Origin of the sequence: Mycobacterium sp. GA-1199, from assembly GCF_001500045.1 — a bacterium.
In the GTDB taxonomy this organism is placed as follows: domain Bacteria; phylum Actinomycetota; class Actinomycetes; order Mycobacteriales; family Mycobacteriaceae; genus Mycobacterium.
In genome coordinates, this window is record NZ_LQIX01000009.1 from 38,741 (window position 1) to 61,533 (window position 22,793).

A 22,793-nucleotide genomic window follows, 5' to 3' on the forward strand; every position below is an offset into this window, starting at 1 on the left:
GTGCCAAACTCTGCGCATGAGCGGAAGGGCCGGCCCGCGCGTCGCCGTCGTCGTCTCCGTGGTGACCCTCGTGACCGCCGTCGTCGGTTTCATCGTCACCATGGTGCTCAACGCGTTCGTCCTCGACGATTTCGACGCGTACGGCGAAGTGCCGATTCCGGGGTCCGGCAGCATCGAGTTGCCCGCGGGCGAGGTGACGGTCAGCTTCCACACCGTGACCACCGGACAGCCGACCAGTGGTTTCCCGATCCCCGCGCTCAGCATCAACATCGACGCGCCCGAGGGGGCGCCCGATCCCGTGGTGACCGAAAGTATCGGCGGGACAACCACCGTGAACAGCGACACCCATGTGCGGCTCTGGGTGGTGCAGGTGGCCGAGCCCGGCGCCTATCGCGTCTCGACCGACGGCAGCGTGAACGGATACATCGACCCGCGGCTCTCCTTCGGTCATGGCAGTTCGTACGGCTGGCTGGCGTGGTTGTTCGGCGGGTTGGCCGCGCTGGGGGTGCTGGGGCTCATCGCCGCTCTGGTCTGGTCGGCCCGCGCGGCCAAGGTGGCGCGTCCGCTGGCCGAGACCGAGTTCGAGACGGAGAAGCGCCGCATACTGGGGGACTAGCTAGTGCCCGCGGGCCACCCACTCGTCGTAGTTGACCAGTTCATCGCCGATGGTGGTGGAATCGCCGTGACCGGTGTAGACGACGGTGTGGTCGGGCAGCTTTCCCAGTCGCCCGGAGATCGACTCGAGGATGGTGGGGAAGTCCGAGAACGAGCGCCCGGTCGCGCCCGGCCCGCCCTGAAAAAGGGTGTCGCCGGAGAACACCGCGTTCAACTCGGGCGCATGCCAGCACACCGAACCCGGCGAATGCCCGGGTGTGTGCAGCGCGCGAAGCTCGGTACCCGCGACGTGCAGGGTGTCGCCGTCGGACACGGTGCGGAAGTCGCTGTCCGGGTGCGTCATTCGCCACAGCATGTCGTCGGCCGGGTGCATCAGCACCGGCGCGTCGAGTGCCTGGCCCAGTTCGGGTGCGACCGTCACATGGTCGTTGTGTCCGTGCGTGCACACGACCGCGACCACATGCCGGCCGCCGACCGCGTTGACGATCGGTCCCGCGTCGTGCGCCGCGTCGAACACGACCACCTCGGAATCGTCGCCGACGATCCAGATGTTGTTGTCGACTTCCCAACTGCCGCCGTCGAGTTCGAAGGTGCCATGGGTGACCACCCGGCCGATCGGTCCGCCGTTCACTTCAACACCACCACCGATCGCAATACCTCGCCCTTGTGCATCTTGTGGAATGCCTCCTCGACGTCGTCGATGCCGATGCGTTCGGTGACGAACTTCTCCAATGGCAGCCGACCTTGCAGGTACAAGCTGATCAGGGTGGGGAAGTCGCGCTCGGGTAGGCAGTCGCCGTACCACGACGACTTCAGTGAGCCGCCGCGCGAGAAGAAGTCGATCAGCGGCATCTCCAGCGTCATGTCGGGAGTCGGAACACCCACCAAGACAACGGTTCCCGCGAGGTCGCGGGCGTAGAACGCCTGCTTCCAGGTCTCCGGCCGGCCGACCGCGTCGATAACCACGTCGGCGCCGAAGCCGTCGGTGAGGTCGGTGATGGTCTCCACCGGGTCGAGTTCGCGGGCGTTGATGGTGTGGGTGGCGCCGAAGTCGCGCGCCCACTCGAGCTTCTTGGTGTCGGTGTCGACGGCGATGATGCGCTTGGCGCCGACCAGGGCGGACCCGGCGATGGCGGCGTCGCCGACGCCGCCGCAGCCGATCACGGCGACGGTGTCGTCGCGGGTCACCGCGCCCGTGTTGACGGCGGCGCCGAGCCCGGCCATCACGCCGCAGCCCAGCAGTCCGGCCACGGCGGGGTCGGCGGCGGGATCGACCTTGGTGCACTGCCCTTCGTGCACCAGCGTCTTGTCGGCGAACGCGCCGATGCCCAGGGCCGGGGTCAGCTCCGTGCCGTCGGTCAGCGTCATCTTCTGCGCGGCGTTGTGGGTGTCAAAGCACAGGTGCGGACGGCCGCGCTTACATGCCCGACACTGGCCGCACACCGCGCGCCAGTTGAGGATCACGAAATCGCCGGGCTCGACGTTGGTGACACCTGCTCCGACGGATTCGACGGTGCCCGCGGCCTCATGGCCGAGCAGGAAAGGGAATTCGTCATTGATGCCGCCCTCCCGGTAGGTCAGGTCGGTGTGGCAGACCCCGCACGCCGTGACGTCGACCACCACCTCGCCCGGACCCGGGTCGGGGATCACGATGTCCACGACTTCGACCGGCTCGTCCTTCTTTCGTGAGATCACTCCGCGCACCGTTTGACTCATGACTACAACCTATCGGCTGGGGGAACACTCGGTCACATGGCTGATTCGCTTCCCGCGCTGTTCCTCTCCCACGGTGCGCCACCGCTGGTCGACGACGAGTTGTGGGTGCGTCAGCTCGCGGCTTGGGCGACAGAGCTGCCACGGCCTGCGGCGATCCTGGTCGTGTCGGCGCACTGGGAGTCCGCGCCGCTGACGATCGGGTCGACATCGACGCAGACGCCGTTGACCTACGACTTCTGGGGCTTCCCGCAGCGGTACTACCAGACGACCTACGACGCGCCCGGCGCCGTCGACCTCGCCGCGCGCATCGAGGCGATGCTGCCCCGCGATGAGCCGGTGCGCCACGACCCCGATCGCAGGCTCGACCACGGCGCCTACGTTCCGCTGACGGTGATGTATCCGGATGCCGACATCCCGGTGCTGCAGATCTCGATGCCGACGCTCGACCCGCAGGCGCTGCTGCACCTGGGCGAGCGGTTGGGGCCGCTGCGCGACGAGGGCGTGCTGATCATCGGGTCCGGGTTCACGACGCACGGTTTGCCGTTCCTCGACGACCCGTCACCGGGCGCGGAGCCGCCGGACTGGTCGACGGACTTCGACATGTGGGCGGCCGAGATGTTCGCCGCTGGCGACGTCGACGCCCTGATCGACTTCCGTCATCGGGCGCCGGGCATGCCGTATGCGCATCCCACCATCGAGCACTGGTCGCCGCTGTTCGTCGCGCTCGGCGCCTCCCGCGATCCCGCGCAGCAGGCGCGGCAGGTGATCGACGGCTACTGGATGGGTCTGGCCAAGAGGTCGCTCGAACTGATTTAGCCGTTGAACCGCCCGGCGCGGGACTCCGTTGTGCAATGGACATGAGTTCAGCACGCCGGAAGGAAGCCGCGATGACCGATATCGACCACAGACCAGCGGACACGACCGAGGAGTTCGCCGCGCGGATGGTGTCCGCGATCGACAGCGCCAGCCTCGCCCTGCTGTTGTCGATCGGTCACCAGACCGGGTTGTGGGACACCATGGCCGATTCCGCCCCGGCCACCAGCGCCGAGCTCGCCGCGGCCGCGGGACTCAACGAACGCTACGTGCGCGAGTGGCTGGGCGGTGTGGTGACGGCGGGGGTGGTCGAGTACGACCCCGCGGCGGGCACCTATTGGCTTCCGCCGCACCGCGCCGCGGTCCTCACCCGCGCCGCGGGCCCGGACAACTTCGCGCGGTTGGCGCAGTTCATTTCGCTGCTGGGCGAGGTCGAGCAGAAGATCATCGGCTGCTTCCGCTCGGGTGGAGGGTTGTCCTACAGCGAGTACCCGCGGTTCCACACGGTGATGGCCGAGCAGAGCGGTGAGGTGTTCGACGCCGCGCTCGTCGACGTCATCCTGCCGTTGGCACCGGGACTGCCACAGCTGCTGCGCGACGGGGCCGACGTCGCCGACATCGGCTGCGGCAGCGGGCACGCGATCAACGTGATGGCGCAGGCGTTCCCGGCCAGCCGGTTCACCGGAATCGACTTCAGCGACGAGGGTCTCGGCGTGGGACGCGCCGAAGCGGCCCGGTTGGGACTGGCCAACGCCACCTTCGTCGCCGCCGACGTTGCGGCGCTCGACATGGCCGAAAGTTACGATGTGATAACGGTTTTCGACGCCATCCACGATCAGGCCGATCCGGCCGCCGTGCTGGCCAACATCTACCGCGCGCTCAGGCCGGGCGGCCGCCTGCTCATGGTCGACGTAAAGGCCTCGAGCAGGCTGGAGGACAACGTCGGCGCGCCGCTGGCCACCTACCTCTACACGGTCTCGACGATGCACTGCATGACGGTGTCGCTTGGCCTCGACGGTGCGGGACTGGGCACCTGCTGGGGGCATCAGCTCGCCGCTTCAATGCTCGCAGATGCGGGCTTCAGCGATATCCAGGTGCAAGAGATCGAGACCGATCCGATCAACAACTACTACATCGCACGCAAGTAGGCTCGGCGCGATGAACGCGCTGGATCTCATGGGCGACTGGCCGGTGCCCAACGCCGCGGCCGCCGTGGTCGGACCGTCTGGGGTGCTGGCCGAGCACGGTGACCAGCGGCGACGATTTGAGCTGGCGTCGGTGACCAAGCCGCTGGCCGCACGCGCGGTGCAGGTCGGCGTCGAGGAGGGCGCGGTCGAACTCGACACCGAAGCGGGTCCGCCCGGGGCGACGGTACGTCACCTGTTGGCGCACGCGTCGGGCTACTCCATGCGCTCGGCGGAGACAATGGCCGAGCCGGGGACGCGGCGCGTCTACTCGAATTACGGGTTCGGTGTGTTGGCCGAGACCCTCGAGAAGGCGACGGGTATCGCGTTCGACCGGTATCTGACCGAGGCAGTGTTCGAACCGCTGGGCATGTCCGACAGCGTGCTCGACGGGGGCGCGGCCGCCGCGGGTTACGGCGCGACGTCGACGGCGGCCGATCTGGCGGCGTTCGCCGCCGACTTGCTGCGGCCGGCAACGGTGTCCGCCCAACTGCACGGCGAGGCGATCTCCGTGCAGTTTCCCGGCTTGGACGGGGTGCTGCCGGGGTTCGGTGTGCAACGGCCCAACGACTGGGGGCTGGGCTTCGAGATCCGCGGCGACAAGTCCCCGCATTGGACGGGCGAGGAGAACTCCGCGCGCACGTTCGGGCATTTCGGCCAGTCAGGGACGTTTTTGTGGGTCGATCCGGACGCCGATCTGGCGCTCGTCGTGCTCACCGATCGCAACTTCGGCGAGTGGGCGTACAAGCCGTGGCGGACGTTATCTGACGAAGTCCTGAGAGAATTTGCCGCAGACTAGCGCAACAGGCGCCTCACAAGGCACAATAGACACGCACGACACAGCTGTAATTTTCGGTTTCAAGAGGCCGCTTGGGGAAGACGTCCCTCGTGGAGCCGAAGGAGTGGCAAATGCGTGCGTCGAACCAGTTCGCCGAAGCGACGACGGGCGTGGTCTACATCCACGCGTCACCCGCTGCGGTGTGCCCGCATGTCGAGTGGGCGTTGTCGTCGACCCTTCAGGCGAGGGCGAATCTCAAGTGGACTCCGCAACCGGCCATGCCGGGACAGCTGCGTGCCGTCACCAACTGGGTCGGTCCGGTAGGCACCGGTGCCGCGCTGGCCAGTGCGTTGCGGTCGTGGTCGGTGCTGCGGTTCGAGGTGACCGAGGATCCCAGCCCCGGCGTCGACGGCCATCGCTGGTGCCACACGCCGCAGCTCGGGCTGTGGAGCGGATCGATGAGCGCCAACGGCGACGTGATCGTCGGCGAGATGCGGCTGCGCGCGATGATGGCGGCCGGCGCGGACACTCTCGCCGCCGAACTGGACTCGGTGCTGGGCACAGCGTGGGACGAGGCCTTGGAGCCGTACCGCGATGGCGGTGCGGCCGCGGAGGTGAGCTGGCTGAGCCGCGGAGTCGGGTAGCCGACGACATTCGGGCAGGGAGTCGGGTAGCCGACGACATCAGGCGGGGAGTCGGGTAGCCGACGACATCAGGCGGGGAGTCGGGTAGGTCTTGGTCCGGCGCGAGTGTGCGGACCCATACGCCCGAGCGGCGTGTCGGGTATGGAACCGCACGTTCGTCAGCGTCGCGGCGTCAGGATCCGCAGCGCCCCCGGAACGGCCGACACCTCGACCGGTAGAGGGCACATGTACTCGCCGTCGGCGTAGGCATTGATGCCGGGGGAGTCGACGGTGATGGTCTTGGCCCGCGCGGTGCGAACCTCGTCGAGGTGTACGTGGGTGCCCTTGAACACGGTGGGAAACAACCGGATCAGCCGCGTGCGCGACGCCGAGGCCACCATCGTCACGTCGAGCAGACCGTCGGTCGGGTCGGCGTCGGGACAGATCCGCATGCCGCCGCCGTAGCTGCGGGTGTTGCCGAACGCGGCCAGCGTCAACTCCGTTGTCACTTCGTCGCCGTCGAACGACAGCCGAAACGGCAAGAGCCGCAACTTCGACAGCTCGGCCACCATCGCGAGGTTGTAGCGCATGCGGCCGTGCGGCCAGCGCATGCGGTTGGTCCGGTCGGTCACCAGCGAGTCGAAACCGGCGGCCATCACGGTGCCGAACCATTTCTCGGTGCCGTCGACGCCGCGGATGTGGCCGAGGTCGATGGTCTTAGCGGTCTCGGCGGCCAGGCCGTCGACCACGACGTCGGCGGCGGCTTCGGGGTCGCGGGTGGGGATCTTGAACTCGCGCGCGTGGTCGTTGCCGGTGCCGGCCGGGATGACGCCCAGCGGGATGTCGGTCTGCGCAAGCACTTGCAGCGCAAGGGAAATGATGCCGTCGCCGCCGACAACGACGAGCGCGTCCATCCCGCGTTCGAGCGCACCTTCGACGAGTTTGCGCGCGTGTTCGGCGTCGGTGCCGGCGATCGCGACGACGTCGATTCCGCGCCGATGGAATTGTGCGACAGCGCATTCGGCCGCGTGGGGTGCGCTACCGTGTCCCGAGGCGGGGTTGGTCAGCATCGTCACGCGACCGTCGATCGTCATGGGATCAGCTTGCCGGGGTTGAGGATTCCCGCAGGGTCGAGTGTGTCCTTGACGGCGCGCAGGATCGCGACGCCGAGGTCACCGACCTCGTCACGCATCCATGGCCGGTGATCGGCCCCGACGGCGTGGTGATGGGTGATGGTGGCCCCGGTGCGCATCATCGCCTCCGACGCCGCGGCTTTCGCCTTGCGCCACTGCTCGATCGGGTTTCCCCGCTGCCCCGCGACGACCGTGAAGTAGAGCGACGCGCCGGTGGGATACACATGCGAAATGTGGCACAGCACCAGCGATGGCGTGCCGGTTTCGGTGAGCGCGTTCGTCAGCGCCTCGGTGACGGCAGCCTTGAGTGCAGGCACGTTCGACCAGTTCGTCGCGGTCTCCAACGTCTCGCACAGCGCGCCGGCCGACAGCAGCGAGTCGCGTAGATACGGCGCGTTGAACCGGCCGTGCTCCCATGCGCGTGCGGGTTCATCGCCCAGCGAGGTGCCACCGGCGGCTTCGAGCACCGCGCGCGTCTCGGAATGTCTGCTGGCGACGTGCGCTTCGGTGCCCTCGAACACGGTGATCGCCAGACATCCTCCGGCGCTCTGTTTTTCGCCGATGCTTTCGGTGGTCGCGAGGTTCACTCCCGTCTCGGCCTCGTCGGACAGGCGGATCACCGTCGGGCCGGTCCCGGTCTGCACGACCGCGCGCAGGGCGTCGGCGCCCGCGGCGAAGTCGGGGAACGACCACGCCTCGTAGCGGGTGGCGGTCGGCTTCGGATGCACCCGCACTCGCACCCGCGTGATGACGCCGAGCACGCCCTCCGAGCCGATCAGCAGCTGTCGCAGATCCGGTCCCGCCGCCGACTCCGGCGCCCGGCCGAGGTCGAGCACGCCGACCGGTGTGACCGCCCGCAGGCCGCGCACCATGTCGTTGAACCGGCCGTAGCCCGCCGAACCCTGGCCCGACGACCGCGTCGCGGCGAAGCCGCCGATGGTGGCGAACTGGAAGCTCTGGGGGAAGTGGCCGAGCGAGAAACCGCGTTCGCCCAGCAGGCGTTCGGCGTCGGGTCCCGTCACTCCCGCGCCCAGTTCGGCTTCTCCGGAGACCTCGTCGAGGAAGTGAAGCTCGTCGAAGCGGCGCAGGTCCAGGGAGATCACCGCGCGGAAGTCGCCGCGGATCGGGTCGAGGCCGCCGACCACGCTGGTGCCGCCGCCGAACGGGACGACGGCGATGCGACGCTCACCGCACAGATGCAGTATCGCGGCGATCTCCTCTTCGCTACCGGGCAGCACCACCGCGTCCGGCGCGTCCTGCTCATCGGGGTCGCGGCGGCGCAGCAGGTCCAATGTCGACTTGCCGCCGGCCCGCAGCAGGCGACCCTGGTCGTCGACGCGGCAGTGATCGCGCCCGACGATGGCGGTCAACGCGTCGCGGTCGTCGTCGGTCAGCGCCGACGGCCGCAGTCGCACCTGGTCGGGTTCGAGTTCTTCGGCGGTCGACGTCTCCACGCCGAGCGCCTGTTCGAGCAGCGTCCGGATGCCCTCGGAGAGCGGTTTGGCCTGGGCGGGGTCGCCCCAGGCGTTCCACTTCATCGGGGGCAGGAGAGCGGTCGAGTGAGCATCCGGGCGCGTCATGCGTTACAGTATTACACATGTCGTCAATCCGTAACGATGAGTCGACTGTCGAGGCGCGCATCATCGACGCCGCGGCGGCCTGCGTGCTCGCCGTGGGGGTCAAGCGGGTCACGCTGACCGACATCGCCCGCCGCGCGCGCATGAGCCGCCCCACCATCTACCGCAGGTGGTCCGACACGAACGGGGTGCTCGCGGCGCTGATGACCGAGCGCATCGCCGGTGTGCTGGACAAAGTGCCCGACACCGGATCCGACCGCAAAGCGCTGGTGCAGCGGGTCGTGGAAGTGGCCCGGCACCTTCGCACCGACGAGATCATCATGTCCGTGCTGCAAGACGCACCCGAATTCGCGATGGTCTACATCGCGAACCGGCTCGGGACCAGCCAGATGATCCTGATCGACGCGTTGACCCACGCCATCAAGATCGCCCAGGACGACGGCAGCGTGCGCGCCGGCGACGCGCGTCAGCTGGCCGCGATGTGCCTGCTGATCACGCAGTCGGCGATCCAGTCCGCGCAGATGGTCGAAAAGCTGTTGGACACCGATGCGCTCGACACCGAGTTGGCGCGCGCTCTCGACGGGTATCTGACACCGTGACCGGCTCCACGGCCCTGAACTCCGCGCGCCGCAGCACCGAACTGGCGGCGCTGGCCGACGGTGAGTGCCTCGACGTCATCGTCATCGGCGGTGGCATCACCGGAACGGGGATCGCGTTGGACGCGGCCACCCGCGGTCTGCGCGTCGTGCTGGTGGAAAAGCACGATCTCGCCTTCGGTACCAGCCGGTGGAGCTCCAAGTTGGTTCACGGCGGGCTGCGGTACCTGGCGACAGGCAACGTCGGCATAGCGCGGCGCAGCGCCGTCGAACGCGGAATCCTGATGACCCGCAACGCACCCCATCTGGTCACGGCGATGCCGCAGCTGGTGCCGTTGCTCCCGTCGATGAACTCCGCCTCGCGCGCGCTGGTGCGCTTCGGCTTCGCCGCCGGCGACGGCCTGCGCAGGCTGGCGGGCACGCCGTCGTCGGTGTTGCCCCGCTCGCGGCGGATCGACGCGCGCCGGGCAGTCGAACTCGCACCCACCGTACGGCGCGACGGTCTCGACGGCGCGTTCCTGGCCTACGACGGTCAGTTGATCGACGACGCCCGCCTGGTCACCGCGGTGGCGCGGACGGCGGCCCAACACGGTGCCCGGGTACTGACGCGGGTGGCGGCCTCGCACGCCACCGGCACCTCGGTGCGGCTGACCGATCAGCTCACCGGCGAGTCGTTCGACGTCGCCGCGCGTGCCGTGATCAACGCCTCCGGGGTGTGGGCGGGCGAGGTGGATTCCTCGATCAAGCTGCGGCCGAGCCGCGGAACGCATCTGGTGTTCGACGCGGCGGCCTTCGGCAATCCGGTTGCAGCCCTTACCATCCCGATACCCGGCGAGATCAACCGTTTCGTCTTCGCGATGCCCGAGCAGTTGGGCCGGGTGTACCTCGGGCTGACCGACGAGGATGCGCCTGGCCCGGTCCCCGACGTGCCCGAACCCGCGCCCGAGGAGATCTCGTTCCTGCTCGACACTGTGAACACCGCCCTGGATGTCGCGTTGAGCCCGTCCGATGTGATCGGCGCATACGCCGGTCTGCGTCCGCTGATCGACACCGGCGCGGGACGCACTGCCGACGTCTCGCGCGAACACGCGGTCGTCGAATCACCCTCGGGCGTCATCAGCGTCATCGGCGGCAAGCTGACCGAATATCGCTTCATGGCCGAGGATGTGCTCGACCGGGCGATCGAGTGGCGCGGCCTGACCGCGACCGACTGCCGCACCCGCAACCTGCCACTCGTCGGGGCGCCGTCGAATCCGGTTGCCACGCTGCGTCATCCGGCCGAGATGCCGGGTTCACTGGTGGCCCGCTTCGGCGCCGAGGCGCCGAATGTCATCGCCGCCGCCGCGTGTGAGCGGCCCACCGAACCGGTCGCCGAGGGGATCGACGTCATCCGCGCGGAGTTCGAGTACGCGGTGAGCCATGAGGGCGCGCTGACCGTCGACGACATCGTCGACCGCCGCACCCGCATCGGGTTGGTCGAGGCCGACCGCGAGCGGGTGGTGGCGGCAGCCGAGGAGATGCTCGCGGCCGTCGGCTAGCCACTTCTTGCGCCGAGACCGACGAAATGGCCGATCCGCTGCGCGCAGTCCAGCCGAAACGTCGGTCTCGGCGCTGAAGGGGTACAGCCGTGCTGAGGTTTACAGCGGGATGTTCTTGTGCCGGCCGCGGCGTGCCGGCGCCTCCGCCAGCGCCTGGGTCAGCTTGCTGCGGGTGTGCGCCGGATCGATCTTCTCGTCGACGACGCCGATATCGATCGCGGAATCGACTCCGCCCGCGATCTTCTCGTGCTCCACAGCCAACTGCTCGTGCAGGGCCTCGCGCTCGGTGAGATCCTCGACGGCGGCCAGCTTCTTCTTGTGCAGGATGCCGACCGCGGCCTTGGCACCCATGACGGCGACCTCGGCGTCCGGCCAGGCGTAGACCTTGGTGGCACCCAGCGAGCGCGAGTTCATCGCGATGTAGGCGCCGCCGTAGATCTTTCGCGTCACCAGCGTGACCCGGGGGACCGAGCACTCGCCGAACGCGTGCAGCAGCTTCGCTCCGCGCCGCACGACGCCGCCCCACTCCTGATCAACGCCGGGCAGGTATCCGGGGACGTCGACGACGTTGATGATCGGAATCCCGAACGCGTCGCACAGGCGCACGAATCGCGCCGCCTTCTCGGCACTTTCAGAGTTCAGGCAGCCGCCGAGGCGCAGCGGGTTGTTGGCGATCACGCCGACCGAGCGGCCCGACAACCGACCGAGACCGATCACGATCGACGGGGCCCACTTGCCCTGGAATTCCTCGAACGGCACGTCCTCGTCGAGCAACGCCTCGACGAGCGGATGCACGTCGTATGCGCGTCGCGCCGACTCCGGCAGCAGCGCGTGCAGGTCGGTGTCGCCCGCTTCGGCCTTCGCACGGTCGAAATGGCCCTGCTGGCAGAACAATCCGACCAGCCGGCGGCCGCGCTCGTAGGCGTCGAGTTCGTCGTCGGCGACGATGTGGCACACGCCGGATTTCTTGTGGTGAGTGTCCGGACCGCCGAGGCTGGCCATGTCGACGTCCTCGCCGGTGACGCTGCGCACCACGTCGGGTCCGGTGACGAACACCCGGCTCTCGGGCGCCATCACGATCACATCGGTCAGAGCCGGTCCGTAGGCCGCACCGCCCGCGGCGAAGCCGACGACGACCGAGATCTGCGGGACGTAACCGGATGCGCGGATCATCGCCTCGAATACCAGGCCGACCGCGTGCAACGCCTTGACGCCCTCGGCGAGACGGGCACCGCCGGAGTGCCAGATGCCCACGATCGGGCTCTGCTCCTCGATGGCCTGGTCGTAGGCGTCGACGATGTGGGCACATCCCTCGACGCCCATGGCCCCACCCATGACGGTGCCGTCGGTGCAGAACGCGATGGTGCGCACTCCGTTGACGGTTCCGGCGGCGGCGAGAACGCCTGAACGGTCGCGCTCGTGCAGCAATTCGACACTGCCGTCGTCGAAGAAGGTGCTCAGACGCAGGAGCGGATCACGAGGGTCGAGCGATTCGCCGACTGTCTCGGGCGCCATGGTCGTCATTCAATACCTCCTAGTGCGCTGGATTCCGGGGAGTGTCAATACTTCCCGAAAGCGAGCGCGACGTTGTGCCCACCGAATCCGAACGAGTTGTTGATCGCGTACTGGTAATTGCCCGACCGCGGTTCACCGGCGACCACGTCCAGATCGATGTCCGGATCGAGGTTACGCAGGTTCAGCGTCGGCGGAATGATGCCCTCCCGCAACGCCATAACGGTCAGGATGGACTCCACGGCACCGACCGCGCCGACCGAGTGGCCGAGCGCCGCCTTGGGTGCGTATACCGCAGGCTTGTGGCCGCCCATCGCATTGTTGATCGCCTTGCCCTCGGCCACGTCGCCGACGCTGGTGCCGGTGGCATGCGCGTTGACGTGGTCGATGTCCGTGGGCTGCAGCCCGGCGAGTTGGATGGCGCGCGTCATCGCGTGACCGGCCTGTTCGCCGTTCGGGTCCGGCGCCACGATGTGGTAGCCGTCCGAGGTGATGCTGGCCCCCATGATCCGGGCCAGGATGTTGGCGCCGCGAGCCTTGGCGTGCTCTTCGGTCTCGATGACCATCAGCGCACCACCTTCGCCGAACACGAACCCGTTGCGGTCCTTGTCGAACGGACGGCATGCGCCGGCAGGGTCATCGTTGGTGGTGGACAAGACGATTCGCATCTGGGCGAAGCCGGCGATCGGCACCGCTTCGATCCTGGTCTCCACGCCGCCGCAGATCGCGACGTCGGCCTCGCCCAGCACGATGTTGCGCCAGGCGTGCGCGATGCCCTCCGAACCGGATGCGCAGGCCGACACCGGAGTGACCACTCCGGCGCGGGCCTTCCGCTCCAATCCCACTGCGGCGGCAGCGGCATTGGGCATGTACATCTGTACGGCCAGCGGTGAAACCGCCTTCAGACCCTTGGCGCGCATGTTGTCGTAGCTGAACACCAACTCCTCGGTGGAGCCCATGCCGGTGCCGATCGACACCGTCAGCCGTTTGGGGTCCACCTCGGGTGTGCCCGCGTTCTCCCAGACCCGCCGGCCCAGGACCGTCGACATCTTCTGCAGATACGACAGTCGGCGCAGTTCCACCTTGCTCAACTCGTGGTCGAAGTCCTCGAGGAGATGCCCGCCGATGCGAACCGGCAGGTCATACTCCTCGACGAACGGGTCCTCGAGTTTGCGGATTCCGCTCTGGCCGTCCAGCAGCTTCTTCCAGGTCTCGTCCGCGCTGGTGGCCAGGGCGGTCGTCATGGCGATACCCGTGACGACGACGTTGGGGAAACCGTCCCCCGTGGAAAGTGCGGCTGACCCTGCCATTCCTGCCCGAGAATTCCTTCCGCTCAGTAGCGTCCGAAGGCCAGGGCGACATTGTGTCCGCCGAAGCCGAACGAGTTGTTGATGGCGTACTGGTAGTCGCCATAACGAGGCTCGCCTGCAACCACATCGAGATCGATCTCAGGATCGGGCGTTTCGTAGTTCAGTGTCGGCGGGATGACGCCGTCACGCAGCGAGAGCACGGTCAGAACCGATTCCAGCGCGCCGACCGCTCCGATGGAGTGGCCGAGCGCCGACTTCGGCGCGTAGACCGCCGCGTGCTCCACCCCGGCCGACCGGATCGCGTTGGCCTCGGCGACGTCACCGATGGACGTGGCGGTGGCGTGTGCGTTGACGTGCTGGATGTCCTTGGGCTCGAGGCCCGCGGTCTCCATCGCACGCTTCATCGCCTGGCCGGCGCGAAGACCGTCGGACGCAGGGGCCACCATGTGGAAGGCATCGGACGTGATGCCCGCACCCATCAGGCGGGCCAACGGCTTGGCGCCGCGGGCCTTGGCGTGCTCCTCGGTCTCGATGACCATCAGCGCACCGGCCTCGCCGAAGACGAACCCGTCGCGGTTCTTGTCGAACGGCCGCGAGGCACCCTCGGGATCCTCGTTGTTGGTCGACATCGCGCGCATCATGGAGAACGCCGCGATCGGCAGCGCTTCGATTCCGCCCTCGACGCCTCCGACCACCGCGATGTCGGCGTCACCCATGACGATCTGACGCCAGCCGTGGGCGATGGCCTCCGAACCCGACGAGCAGGCCGAGACCGGGGTGATGACCCCGGCCCTCGCGCCCAGCTGCAGACCGATCACCGCGGCCGCACCGTTCGGCATGATCATCTGCACCGCGAGCGGCGACACCTTGCGGGGGCCGCCCTCGTTCATCGCGTCGTAGGTCTCGACGATCTTCTCGCCGCCACCCAGACCAGTGCCGACGACCACGGCGAAGCGATCCGGATCGACCTCGGGCGTGCCCGCGGTCTCCCAGAGCTGGCCAGACAGGTACTTGGCCATGCGCTGGACATACGACATCCGTCGCATGTCCAGTCGCGTCATGTGGTCGTCGATCGCGTCGACGAGGTGACCACCGATGCGGACCGGCAGGTCCCACTTGGTGACGAACTCGTCCTCGAGGACGCGGATGCCGCTTTCGCCGGCCAGCAGCCCCTTCCACGTGCTCTCGATGTCCGCCGCGACCGACGTGGTCGCCGTGACGGCGGTCACGACGACGTTGGGGAAACCGCCGTTAGCAGTGGAAGGTCTACTCATGCCCGATCGGCTTCGATCTGCGCGCGGATGGCCGCGGCCGCTTCGGGGTTCTCTTCCTCGAGCTTCTGGATGTAGGTGACGACGTCGCCGACGGTGCGAAGACCGGCGAGGTCCTCGTCCGGGATCTTCACGCCGTACTTGTCCTCGGTCTGCACGGCGATCTCGACCATCGACAGCGAGTCGATGTCCAGGTCGTCGACGAAGCTCTTCTCAGGGGTGACCTCGGAAGGCTCGATACCGGTGACCTCTTCGATGATCTCGGCGAGACCGGCGATGATTTCGTCCTGACTGGCGGCCACGTTGGCTCCTTCTATTCAGTGGTGTTACTTGATGGGAATGACGATCGTTATGTGGTTGTGTCTGGCGCAGGCCCGCTTATGAGAGTTCGGCGAGCCCGTCCAGGTCAGCGGGGGACTTGACGGCGTGCGTCGGCGCCCCCCGAAGTTCTCTTTTCGCGATACCCGCGAGCGTCCCGGCGGGCGGGAACTCGACGATCGCGGTCACATCGAGCCGGCGCATCGTCTCGGTGCACAGGTCCCAGCGGACCGGGCGCGTCATCTGCGCCACCAGCTTGCTCATGGCGTCGGCCGCCGAATCCACCGGCTGGCCATCCGCGTTCGACAGTAGCGTCGTGTTCGGCTCGGCGCTCGTTACACCTTCGGCCGCGGCGGCGTAGCCGTCGAGGGCCGAGGCCATGTAGTGGGTGTGGAAGGCGCCGGCGGTGGCCAGCTTGCGCACCCGCGCCTTCTCCGGCGGATCCTCGACCAGCTTGTCCAGTGCGGCGACCGCACCGGCGGCGACTATCTGTCCCGCCGCGTTGCGGTTGGCCGGGACCAGGTCCAGCGCCTCGAGGCGGGCCAGCACGTCGGTTTCCTCACCGCCGAGCACGGCGGCCATACCCGTGGGCTCGACCGCACACGCCTTGGCCATCTCGGCGCCGCGGGTGGCAGCCAGCTTGACGGCATCGTCGGCGGAGATCACCCCGGCGATCGCGTAGGCGGCGATCTCTCCGACGGAGTGGCCTGCCACCACGGTCTTCTTGTCGACGATCGAACCGCGCCGGGTCAGTTCCTCGTGGGCCAGCAGCGTGGCCGCCACGACGAGCGGCTGGGTCACCGCCGTGTCGGTGATCTCCTCTGCCGACGCGGTGGTGCCCAGCTGCGCCAAGTCCAGCCCGCTGATCTCGGACCATCCGGCGAGCCGCTCGGCGGCGCCGGGCAGCTCCAGCCATGCGGCGAGCATGCCGGGTGTCTGTGAGCCCTGTCCGGGCGCGAGAAGTGCAAGCACATCATTAAGAGAACACTGTGAAGACTGGTTTGCGCGGTGTAAGAGATTATGAACCTGGTCTTATGTTTTTGTAGAGACTCCACAAAATCGCCTGTGATGCGACGCTACCGAAATCTGCCCGCGACCTATGCCGTGTCCGGCTGAGTGGTGAGCGCTGCTGGTCGCAGCGCCGGCCGCGCCGGGTTGATCATGTTTGCTGTGCTCGTCTGGTACGGCTGACGACCCAGTCGGCTGACGGTGACGGCCACCCGCAACACGTAGGCGTCGCGCGGAAGCGTGGGATCGCGCCCGGTGAAGTCGGCGATTCGCCTCAGCCGGTACCGGACGGTATTTGGATGAACGAACAATTTACGTGCGCAGGCCTCGATCGCCCCGCCCGAGTCGAGGTAGGCATCGAGGGTCTCCGTCAGCGCCGGACCCGCGTCGGCCAGGGGCCTCATCACCTCGGTCTCCAACGCCGCGATCGCCGACACGTCGCCCAGCAGCGCGCGTTCGGGGAGGAGCTCGCGCGCCGACACCGGCCGCGGCGCACCCGGCCAGCCGGTGACGGCGTTCATGCCCGCGATGGCCTCGGTGGCGCTGCGGTGAGCGCTCGCCAGCGTGGTGGCGGTGGGTCCGACCACGACGGGCCCCTCGGCGAACACCGTCAACACGTCGGTGAGGAACCTGTCTGTCGGGGAGAGCGCACCGGACACGATCGCGACGAGCCACGTGCCGTGCACGTCCGACAGCGCGGCCCGGCCATTGCGCCGCACCACGTCATGGACGTCGTCGCTGGCCAGATCGATGCGGTCGGGCTGCGGCAACCCGACGATGACGGTGGCGGGTGCGGTGGCATCCCAGTTCAGCGCGGCGGCCTGAGACTGCAGCTCCGGGCCGATGTCGCCGCGCACCACCGCGTCGACGACGTTGGCCTCCATCCGGGTATCCCACGCGCCCCGCGCCTCGGCCTGGTCGGCATAGGCGCTGGCCGCGGCGAACGCGAGGTCGCGGCTGTAGCGCAGGATGCCGGCGGTCAGCGCGGTCAGCTGCTCCTCGGAGCGGGCCAGCAGCGGCACCACCTCTTCGAAGAACTCCATGGTGACGCGCACCATCTCCACCGACTGCCGCAGCGCGATGCGCCGCCGCAGGTCCTGCGGAACCACCTCGAAGGCCTGCGCGGTGTAGCTCACGTTGCTCTGCGGGTCCCGCATCCACTCGACGAAGTTCACCACCGCGGTCTGCACGACCAGCTGGACGCTGGCCCGCTGCGACGCCTCGAGTTCGGCGAAGAACGGCAGGCGTTCCTCCAGCGCGCGCACGGCATCGGTGGCCACCCGGCCCGAATACTGCTGCAACCGGCGCAGCACGGAGTCGGGAACGGCCCCCAGAACCTCGACCGTCGACTTCGGTGGTACGAACCGGTTGTTCGGCACCTCTAAAGGCTACGCCACCCTTATAGAGGAAACCTCCAAGCTGCCGGGCGTGCTGCCTACGCCACTCCGGGATCCGACGTCTGCTCGGGCGCGGCCAGCACGTCGTCGATCTCGTACTTCGTGGCCGCCTCGACCGCGACGGACTGGTCGATATTGCCGTCGCGGGCCAGACCCTCGAGCACCGCGACCGCGATCGACTCGGCATCAGTGTTGTAGTACCGCCGTGCGGCGGGTCGCGTGTCGGAGAAGCCGAACCCGTCGGTGCCCAGCGTGATGTACGTGCCGGGGACCCACCCCCGGATCTGCTCGGGAACCGCGCGCATCCAGTCCGACACCGCGACGACCGGGCCTGCGGCATCGGCGAGCACCTTGGTGATGTACGGCGTACCCGCCGGCTGGTCCGGATGGCGCAGCCGCTGCTTCTCGATCTCGACGCCGTCGCGATTGAGCTCACCCCAGCTCGTCACCGACCAGACGTCGGCGGCGACATCCCACTCCTCGGCGAGCATCTCGGCGGCCTTGAGAGCCGACGGCATGGCCACCCCCGACACCAGGATCTGCGCCGCATGGGACCGCTTCTCGGGCGCAGGCCGGTAGCGGTAGATCCCGCGCAACAGACCCTCGACGTCGACGTCCTCCGGCTCCGGCGGCTGGACGTAGGGCTCGTTGTAGATCGTCATATAGAAGTAGACGTTCTCGGGGTTCTCGCCGTACATCCGGCTCAGGCCGCTCTCGACGATGTAGGCGATCTCGTAGGCGAACGCCGGATCGTAGGCCACGACCGCGGGGTTGGACGCGGCCAACAACAGCGAATGCCCGTCGGCGTGCTGCAGGCCCTCGCCCACCAGCGTGGTCCGGCCCGCCGTGGCGCCGAGGAGGAAGCCGCGCGTCATCTGGTCGGCGGCCGCCCACAGGTTGTCGCCGGTGCGCTGGAACCCGAACATCGAATAGAAGATGTAGAGGGGGATCATCGGCTCGTTGTGCGTCGAGTAGGACGTGCCCGCCGCGATGAAACTGGCCGAGGACCCGGCCTCGTTGATGCCCTCGTGCAGGATCTGGCCGACCTCGGATTCCTTGTAGGCCAACATCAGTTCGGCGTCGACCGAGGTGTACAGCTGGCCGTTGCGGTTGTAGATCTTGAGGTTGGGGAACCACGAGTCCATGCCGAACGTGCGTGCCTCGTCGGGGATGATCGGCACGATGCGCCAACCAATCTCCTTGTCGCGCAACAGTTCCTTGAATGTCCGGACCGTGGCCATCGTGGTGGCCACCTCCTGCTTGCCGGACCCCTTCTTGAGCGCCTTGTAGGTGTCGCGGCCGGGCAGGGCGAGCACCTTGGCCTTGGTGCGACGTTCGGGCAGGAATCCGCCGAGCGCGCGCCTGCGGTCGATCATGTAGCGGATCTCGGGCGCTTCGGGACCGGGGTGGTAGTACGGCGGAAGGTAGGGGTTCTCCTCGAGTTGCTCGTCGCTGATCGGGATGCGCTGGGCATCTCGGAAGTACTTGAGGTCTTCGAGCGCAAGCTTTTTCATCTGGTGAGTGGCGTTGCGGCCCTGGAAGTGCGCACCCAACGAGTAACCCTTGATGGTCTTGGCCAGGATGACCGTCGGCTGGCCCTTGTGCTCCATGGCCGCACGGTAGGCGGCGTAGACCTTGCGGTAGTCGTGGCCGCCGCGTTTGAGGTTCCAGATCTCGGAGTCCGACATCTTCTCGACGAGCGCCTTGGTGCGGGGGTCGCGGCCGAAGAAGTGGTCGCGCACATAGGCGCCGTCGTTGGCCTTGTAGGTCTGGTAGTCACCGTCGGGTGTGCTGTTCATCAGGTTGACCAGTGCGCCGTCGCGGTCGGCGTGCAAAAGCGCATCCCATTCGCGGCCCCACACCACCTTGATGACGTTCCAGCCGGCCCCGCGGAAGAACGACTCCAGTTCCTGGATGATCTTGCCGTTGCCGCGCACCGGACCGTCGAGGCGCTGCAGGTTGCAGTTGACCACGAAGGTGAGGTTGTCCAGGCCCTCCAGTGCGGCGACATGCGCCAGACCGCGGCTTTCGGGTTCGTCCATCTCCCCGTCGCCGAGGAACGCCCACACGTGTTGATCCGAGGTGTCCTTGATCTCCCGGTCGTGCAGGTAGTGGTTGAACCGTGCCTGGTAGATGGCGTTCATCGGGCCCAGCCCCATGGAGACGGTCGGGAACTCCCAGAAGTCGGGCATGAGTCGCGGATGCGGGTACGACGGTAGCCCGCCGCCGGGGTGGCTGTGCTCCTGACGGAAGCCGTCGAGCTGGTCGGCCGACAGGCGGCCTTCCAGATAAGCGCGCGCGTAGATGCCCGGCGACGCGTGACCCTGGATGAACACGTGGTCGCCGCCGCCGGGATGCGACTTGCCGCGGAAGAAGTGGTTGAAGCCGACCTCGTAGAGGGCGGCCGACGACGCGTACGTCGAAATATGGCCGCCCACACCGACTCCCGGGCGTTGCGCGCGGTGCACCATGATCGCGGCGTTCCACCGGATCCAGGTGCGGTAGCGGCGTTCGACGTCCTCGTCGCCGGGGAACCACGGCTCCACCTCGGTGGGGATCGTGTTGACGTAGTCGGTCGACGTCAACGACGGGATGGCCACGCGCTGTTCACCGGCGCGTTCAAGAAGGCGCAACATCAGATAGCGTGCCCGCGCGGGCCCGGACCGTTCGAGCAGCTGGTCGAATGATTCCAGCCATTCGCCGGTCTCTTCGGGATCGATGTCGGGCAGATACGACGCCACGCCTTCCCGGATCACCCTGACCCGGTCGTGTTCAGCTGCGGTGGTGGAGTTTTGGGCCAGGTCCTGGCGCGCGAACTCGGTGGTCAACTTCCGCTCCTTGGTAGGCGGTTCGGGTGCCCACGCCCGTCGCGCAGATGTTTTCTGCGCTCGATCCGTGAGCGACGGGTTCCATCCTTCTCCCATCCTGCCCCACACGCACCGGTGGGGTCGCCCACCGGAATGAACCGGCGATCGCCGGACCGAACCGGTAACGTCTGCAGCCGTGGTGATCGGTGCGCTGGTGCAGAAACCGCTGCGGATCGGCGCATTCGTGGTCGGCCTCTCGGCCACCGCCGCCATGGTCGTCGTCGGTTGTAGCAGCGTCACCCAGGGCTCTGCACAGGTCGACGCGGCCGACGCGCCGGTGTACCGGGCGTCGGTGTCGGCCTCCCTGGCGGAGTCGGCGGCCAGTTCCAGCGCCAGGGAATCGGAACGCCAGGTCTCGATCACCAGGGAGGCGATCCACTCGTCGTGCGAGACGCTGAGCTCGACCAGCGTCGAGGCGATCACCGCGGTCAACGGTTACGTCGATGCCTTCAACCGGAGCGCGGGCGACGTAACCGCCAAGGCCGGGCCCGCGATCGACGCGCTGAACCACAGCGCCGACATGGTCGCGCGCAGCATTGCCGATCCGCTGGGTCCCGAGCTGACGAATGCGCTCAACGGCTGGGTCGACGCCGCCAGGGGCGTGGCCACCGCGATCGCCGGCAACTACGGGCCTGACGAGTTCAACGCCGCGATCACCCGGCTCAACGACACCAAGACCACGGCGCTCAACCTCTGCGACGCCTCGTATTGACCGAGCGGATATTTGACCAACCTTGCTGCCAGTCACGTGCAGGCGTGGTGCTTCGTGCGACGATAGGGCGCAAGACACAGGCCCAAAGGACACTGCCGAGCGCAACATGCGCCCGAGCCGGCTGAAGGAGGACCGACCGTGGTCGCGGCGGATGACGCCCCGAACTACGCCCACAGACTGGGCATCCAAAAAGATCAGGTTGTACAGGAACTGGGCTGGGACGAGGACGTCGACGACGACATCCGAGCCGACATCGAGGAAGCGTGCGGCGGCGAGCTGCTCGACGAGGATGCCGACGAGGTCATCGACGTCGTACTGCTGTGGTGGCGCGACGACGACGGAGACCTCGTGGATGCGCTGATGGACGCCATCACCCCGTTGGCCGACGACGGCGTCATCTGGGTGGTGACCCCGAAGACGGGCAAACCCGGCCACGTCCAACCGGCCGAGGTCGCCGAGTCGGCACCCACCGCCGGGTTGATGCAGACATCGTCGGCCAACCTCGGTGACTGGATCGCGACCCGGCTGGTGCAACCGAAGTCGAAGGCAGCGGGGCGGCGCGGATGAGCGCTTGCGCGAAGACCAGAGGATGCGGATGAGCGCTTGCGCGAAGACCAGAGGATGCGGATGAGCGCTTGCGCGAAGACCAGAGGATGCGGATGATGATCGAGGTCGGTGCAGAGGCGCCCGATTTCACGCTCAAGGACCAGAACGGTCAGCCCGTCACGCTGAGCGATTTCCGGGGCGCCAAGAACGTGCTGCTGGTGTTCTTCCCGCTGGCGTTCACGGGCATCTGCCAGGGTGAGCTCGACGAGGTCCGCGACCGGTTGCCCGAGTACGAGAACGACGACACCGCGACGCTGGCGATCTCAGTGGGCCCGCCGCCGACCCACAAGATCTGGGCCACTCAGAGCGGCTTCACGTTCCCCGTTCTGTCGGATTTCTGGCCGCACGGAGAGGTCGCGATGGCCTACGGGGTGTTCAACCAGGCCGCGGGCATCGCCAACCGCGGTACGTTCGTCGTCGACCGCAGCGGGATCGTCCGGTTCGCCGAGATGAAGGAGCCGGGGGAGGCCCGGGATCAGGCGCTGTGGACCGACGCGCTGGCGGCGCTGCGCAACGGCTGAGGTGATTTTTCGTCGCAGGTCATGGCCGTGTAGCTTGCCCTGCAGGGGCGCGTAGCTCAGTGGTAGAGCTCTGGTTTTACACACCAGCGGTCGGCGGTTCGATACCGTCCGCGCCCACCAAAGCTATCGCTGGTGAGCGGCGTGATCCACGGTGACGCCGACCGCCGCCCGATGCCGCGCGAGCGCCCAGTGTCCCAAGAGTGTCCCAGCGGTCAACAACGATGTCCCTAAGTGGGATCACTTGCCCGCCTCGGGGCGCCGGGGCCGCTGCCACATCGCATGGAACTCCGCTTCGCCCTTCAACGCGCGATCCATCGTCTCGGGTACGGGCACCGTTGCGTTTGGGTTCGGGGTGTAGCCGACGAAGTAGGAGAGTTCGGACGGCGGTGCCACCTCATGTCGCCGATTTCGAGTTCGACCAGCGCTTCCTCGTAGGCGTGTTCATCGCTTGGTCGGAGCATCGTCTTCAGTCGCTGGGTGATGGTCCGACCGACGCCCGGCGAGGCGTTCCCCATTAGGGTGTACAGCACGTTCCGGACGTTGATCAAGTAGTAGGTCGATTGAGCACCCCCGACTCCGCGCCACTGATCGCCGAGAGGGCCGACCGGAGCGTCCGGCCATGCTCCGTCCTCAACTAGTTCGGAAACTCGCCGGAAGAAATCCTGCACGCGTTCGACTTGCACACGCCCGTGCTCGCC

22 protein-coding genes and 1 tRNA gene are annotated in these 22,793 nt (G+C 67.7%); 11 read left to right on the top strand and 12 right to left on the bottom strand.

The features are described 5' to 3' along the window. Positions 1–16: 16 nt before the first annotated feature. Positions 17–616 carry a hypothetical protein gene (locus tag AU198_RS07630; protein ID WP_064347225.1) on the top strand — a complete coding sequence of 200 codons (600 nt, stop codon included), beginning with the start codon at positions 17–19 and terminating at the stop codon, positions 614–616. On the opposite strand, the gene AU198_RS07635 is transcribed toward AU198_RS07630, so the two are convergent. Together AU198_RS07635 and AU198_RS07640 are read right to left on the bottom strand one after the other, a co-directional pair. Continuing rightward, positions 617–1,246: an MBL fold metallo-hydrolase gene (locus tag AU198_RS07635; protein ID WP_064347227.1), complete on the bottom strand. Its 630-nt coding sequence runs from the start codon at positions 1,244–1,246 to the stop codon at positions 617–619. Then, a complete protein-coding gene (locus AU198_RS07640; protein WP_064347228.1) occupies positions 1,243–2,331 on the bottom strand; it encodes an S-(hydroxymethyl)mycothiol dehydrogenase in 1,089 nt (362 codons plus the stop codon). The genes AU198_RS07635 and AU198_RS07640 overlap by 4 nt, the downstream gene beginning before the upstream one ends. Positions 2,332–2,367: 36 nt before the next feature. Between AU198_RS07640 and AU198_RS07645 the strand changes: the two genes are divergently transcribed. The 4 genes from AU198_RS07645 (at position 2,368) to AU198_RS07660 (ending at position 5,750) form a co-directional block, all read left to right on the top strand. Then, positions 2,368–3,147 carry a dioxygenase family protein gene (locus AU198_RS07645; protein WP_064347230.1) on the top strand — a complete coding sequence of 260 codons (780 nt, stop codon included), beginning with the start codon at positions 2,368–2,370 and terminating at the stop codon, positions 3,145–3,147. 71 nt (positions 3,148–3,218) lie between these two features. Beyond that, positions 3,219–4,292: a class I SAM-dependent methyltransferase gene (locus AU198_RS07650; RefSeq protein WP_064347345.1), complete on the top strand. Its 1,074-nt coding sequence runs from the start codon at positions 3,219–3,221 to the stop codon at positions 4,290–4,292. Between the two features lie 10 nt (positions 4,293–4,302). After that, positions 4,303–5,127: a serine hydrolase domain-containing protein gene (locus tag AU198_RS07655; RefSeq protein WP_064347231.1), complete on the top strand. Its 825-nt coding sequence runs from the start codon at positions 4,303–4,305 to the stop codon at positions 5,125–5,127. Positions 5,128–5,237: 110 nt separating this feature from the next. Further along, entirely contained in the window at positions 5,238–5,750 is a 513-nt protein-coding gene (locus AU198_RS07660) for a DUF3145 domain-containing protein (RefSeq protein WP_064347347.1), read from the top strand. Between the two features lie 158 nt (positions 5,751–5,908). Here the strand turns inward: AU198_RS07660 and AU198_RS07665 are convergent, their stop codons facing one another. Together AU198_RS07665 and AU198_RS07670 are read right to left on the bottom strand one after the other, a co-directional pair. Then, entirely contained in the window at positions 5,909–6,823 is a 915-nt protein-coding gene (locus AU198_RS07665; protein WP_064347232.1) for a diacylglycerol kinase, read from the bottom strand. Further along, positions 6,820–8,400: an FAD-binding oxidoreductase gene (locus AU198_RS07670; RefSeq protein ID WP_197416058.1), complete on the bottom strand. Its 1,581-nt coding sequence runs from the start codon at positions 8,398–8,400 to the stop codon at positions 6,820–6,822. Before AU198_RS07670 ends, AU198_RS07665 begins: the two co-directional genes overlap by 4 nt. A 59-nt stretch (positions 8,401–8,459) precedes the next feature. On the opposite strand from AU198_RS07670, the gene AU198_RS07675 reads away from it, so the two are divergent. After that, entirely contained in the window at positions 8,460–9,038 is a 579-nt protein-coding gene (locus tag AU198_RS07675; RefSeq protein ID WP_064347236.1) for a TetR/AcrR family transcriptional regulator, read from the top strand. Beyond that, positions 9,035–10,573 (top strand): glycerol-3-phosphate dehydrogenase/oxidase, encoded by a 1,539-nt coding sequence (locus AU198_RS07680; RefSeq protein WP_064347238.1) that lies wholly within the window; start codon positions 9,035–9,037, stop codon positions 10,571–10,573. The genes AU198_RS07675 and AU198_RS07680 overlap by 4 nt, the downstream gene beginning before the upstream one ends. A 99-nt stretch (positions 10,574–10,672) precedes the next feature. Here AU198_RS07680 and AU198_RS07685 read toward each other — a convergent pair whose 3' ends face one another. The 7 genes from AU198_RS07685 to aceE all read right to left on the bottom strand — a co-directional run bounded on the left by AU198_RS07685 (position 10,673) and on the right by aceE (position 20,217). Continuing rightward, positions 10,673–12,097: an acyl-CoA carboxylase subunit beta gene (locus AU198_RS07685; protein WP_064347240.1), complete on the bottom strand. Its 1,425-nt coding sequence runs from the start codon at positions 12,095–12,097 to the stop codon at positions 10,673–10,675. Between the two features lie 35 nt (positions 12,098–12,132). Beyond that, positions 12,133–13,395: a 3-oxoacyl-ACP synthase KasB gene (gene kasB / locus AU198_RS07690; protein ID WP_064347242.1), complete on the bottom strand. Its 1,263-nt coding sequence runs from the start codon at positions 13,393–13,395 to the stop codon at positions 12,133–12,135. 23 nt (positions 13,396–13,418) lie between these two features. Then, complete coding sequence (kasA, locus tag AU198_RS07695; protein ID WP_064347244.1) at positions 13,419–14,669, bottom strand: 3-oxoacyl-ACP synthase KasA; 1,251 nt, start codon at positions 14,667–14,669, stop codon at positions 13,419–13,421. Beyond that, positions 14,666–14,968: a meromycolate extension acyl carrier protein AcpM gene (gene acpM / locus AU198_RS07700; protein ID WP_059098849.1), complete on the bottom strand. Its 303-nt coding sequence runs from the start codon at positions 14,966–14,968 to the stop codon at positions 14,666–14,668. Before acpM ends, kasA begins: the two co-directional genes overlap by 4 nt. Before the next feature lie 76 nt (positions 14,969–15,044). Next, complete coding sequence (locus tag AU198_RS07705) at positions 15,045–15,956, bottom strand: ACP S-malonyltransferase (RefSeq protein WP_082690913.1); 912 nt, start codon at positions 15,954–15,956, stop codon at positions 15,045–15,047. 125 nt (positions 15,957–16,081) lie between these two features. Then, a complete protein-coding gene (locus AU198_RS07710) occupies positions 16,082–17,371 on the bottom strand; it encodes a PucR family transcriptional regulator (RefSeq protein WP_064347247.1) in 1,290 nt (429 codons plus the stop codon). A gap of 56 nt (positions 17,372–17,427) precedes the next feature. Further along, positions 17,428–20,217 carry a pyruvate dehydrogenase (acetyl-transferring), homodimeric type gene (aceE, locus tag AU198_RS07715; protein ID WP_064347249.1) on the bottom strand — a complete coding sequence of 930 codons (2,790 nt, stop codon included), beginning with the start codon at positions 20,215–20,217 and terminating at the stop codon, positions 17,428–17,430. A 175-nt stretch (positions 20,218–20,392) separates the two neighbouring features. On the opposite strand from aceE, the gene AU198_RS07720 reads away from it, so the two are divergent. The 4 genes from AU198_RS07720 to AU198_RS07735 all read left to right on the top strand — a co-directional run bounded on the left by AU198_RS07720 (position 20,393) and on the right by AU198_RS07735 (position 22,215). After that, the gene (locus AU198_RS07720) at positions 20,393–20,968 is read left to right on the top strand and encodes an Rv2240c family protein (RefSeq protein ID WP_197416052.1); all 576 of its coding nucleotides are present in this window, start codon (positions 20,393–20,395) and stop codon (positions 20,966–20,968) included. A gap of 138 nt (positions 20,969–21,106) precedes the next feature. Further along, entirely contained in the window at positions 21,107–21,535 is a 429-nt protein-coding gene (locus AU198_RS07725) for a DUF3052 domain-containing protein (RefSeq protein WP_064347257.1), read from the top strand. Positions 21,536–21,630: 95 nt separating this feature from the next. Then, entirely contained in the window at positions 21,631–22,095 is a 465-nt protein-coding gene (locus tag AU198_RS07730) for a peroxiredoxin (RefSeq protein WP_064347352.1), read from the top strand. 45 nt (positions 22,096–22,140) lie between these two features. Then, a tRNA-Val gene (locus AU198_RS07735) sits at positions 22,141–22,215 on the top strand. Positions 22,216–22,332: 117 nt separating this feature from the next. Here the strand turns inward: AU198_RS07735 and AU198_RS26115 are convergent. Continuing rightward, the gene (locus tag AU198_RS26115) at positions 22,333–22,488 is read right to left on the bottom strand and encodes a hypothetical protein (protein ID WP_156431520.1); all 156 of its coding nucleotides are present in this window, start codon (positions 22,486–22,488) and stop codon (positions 22,333–22,335) included. Positions 22,489–22,793: the final 305 nt, after the last annotated feature.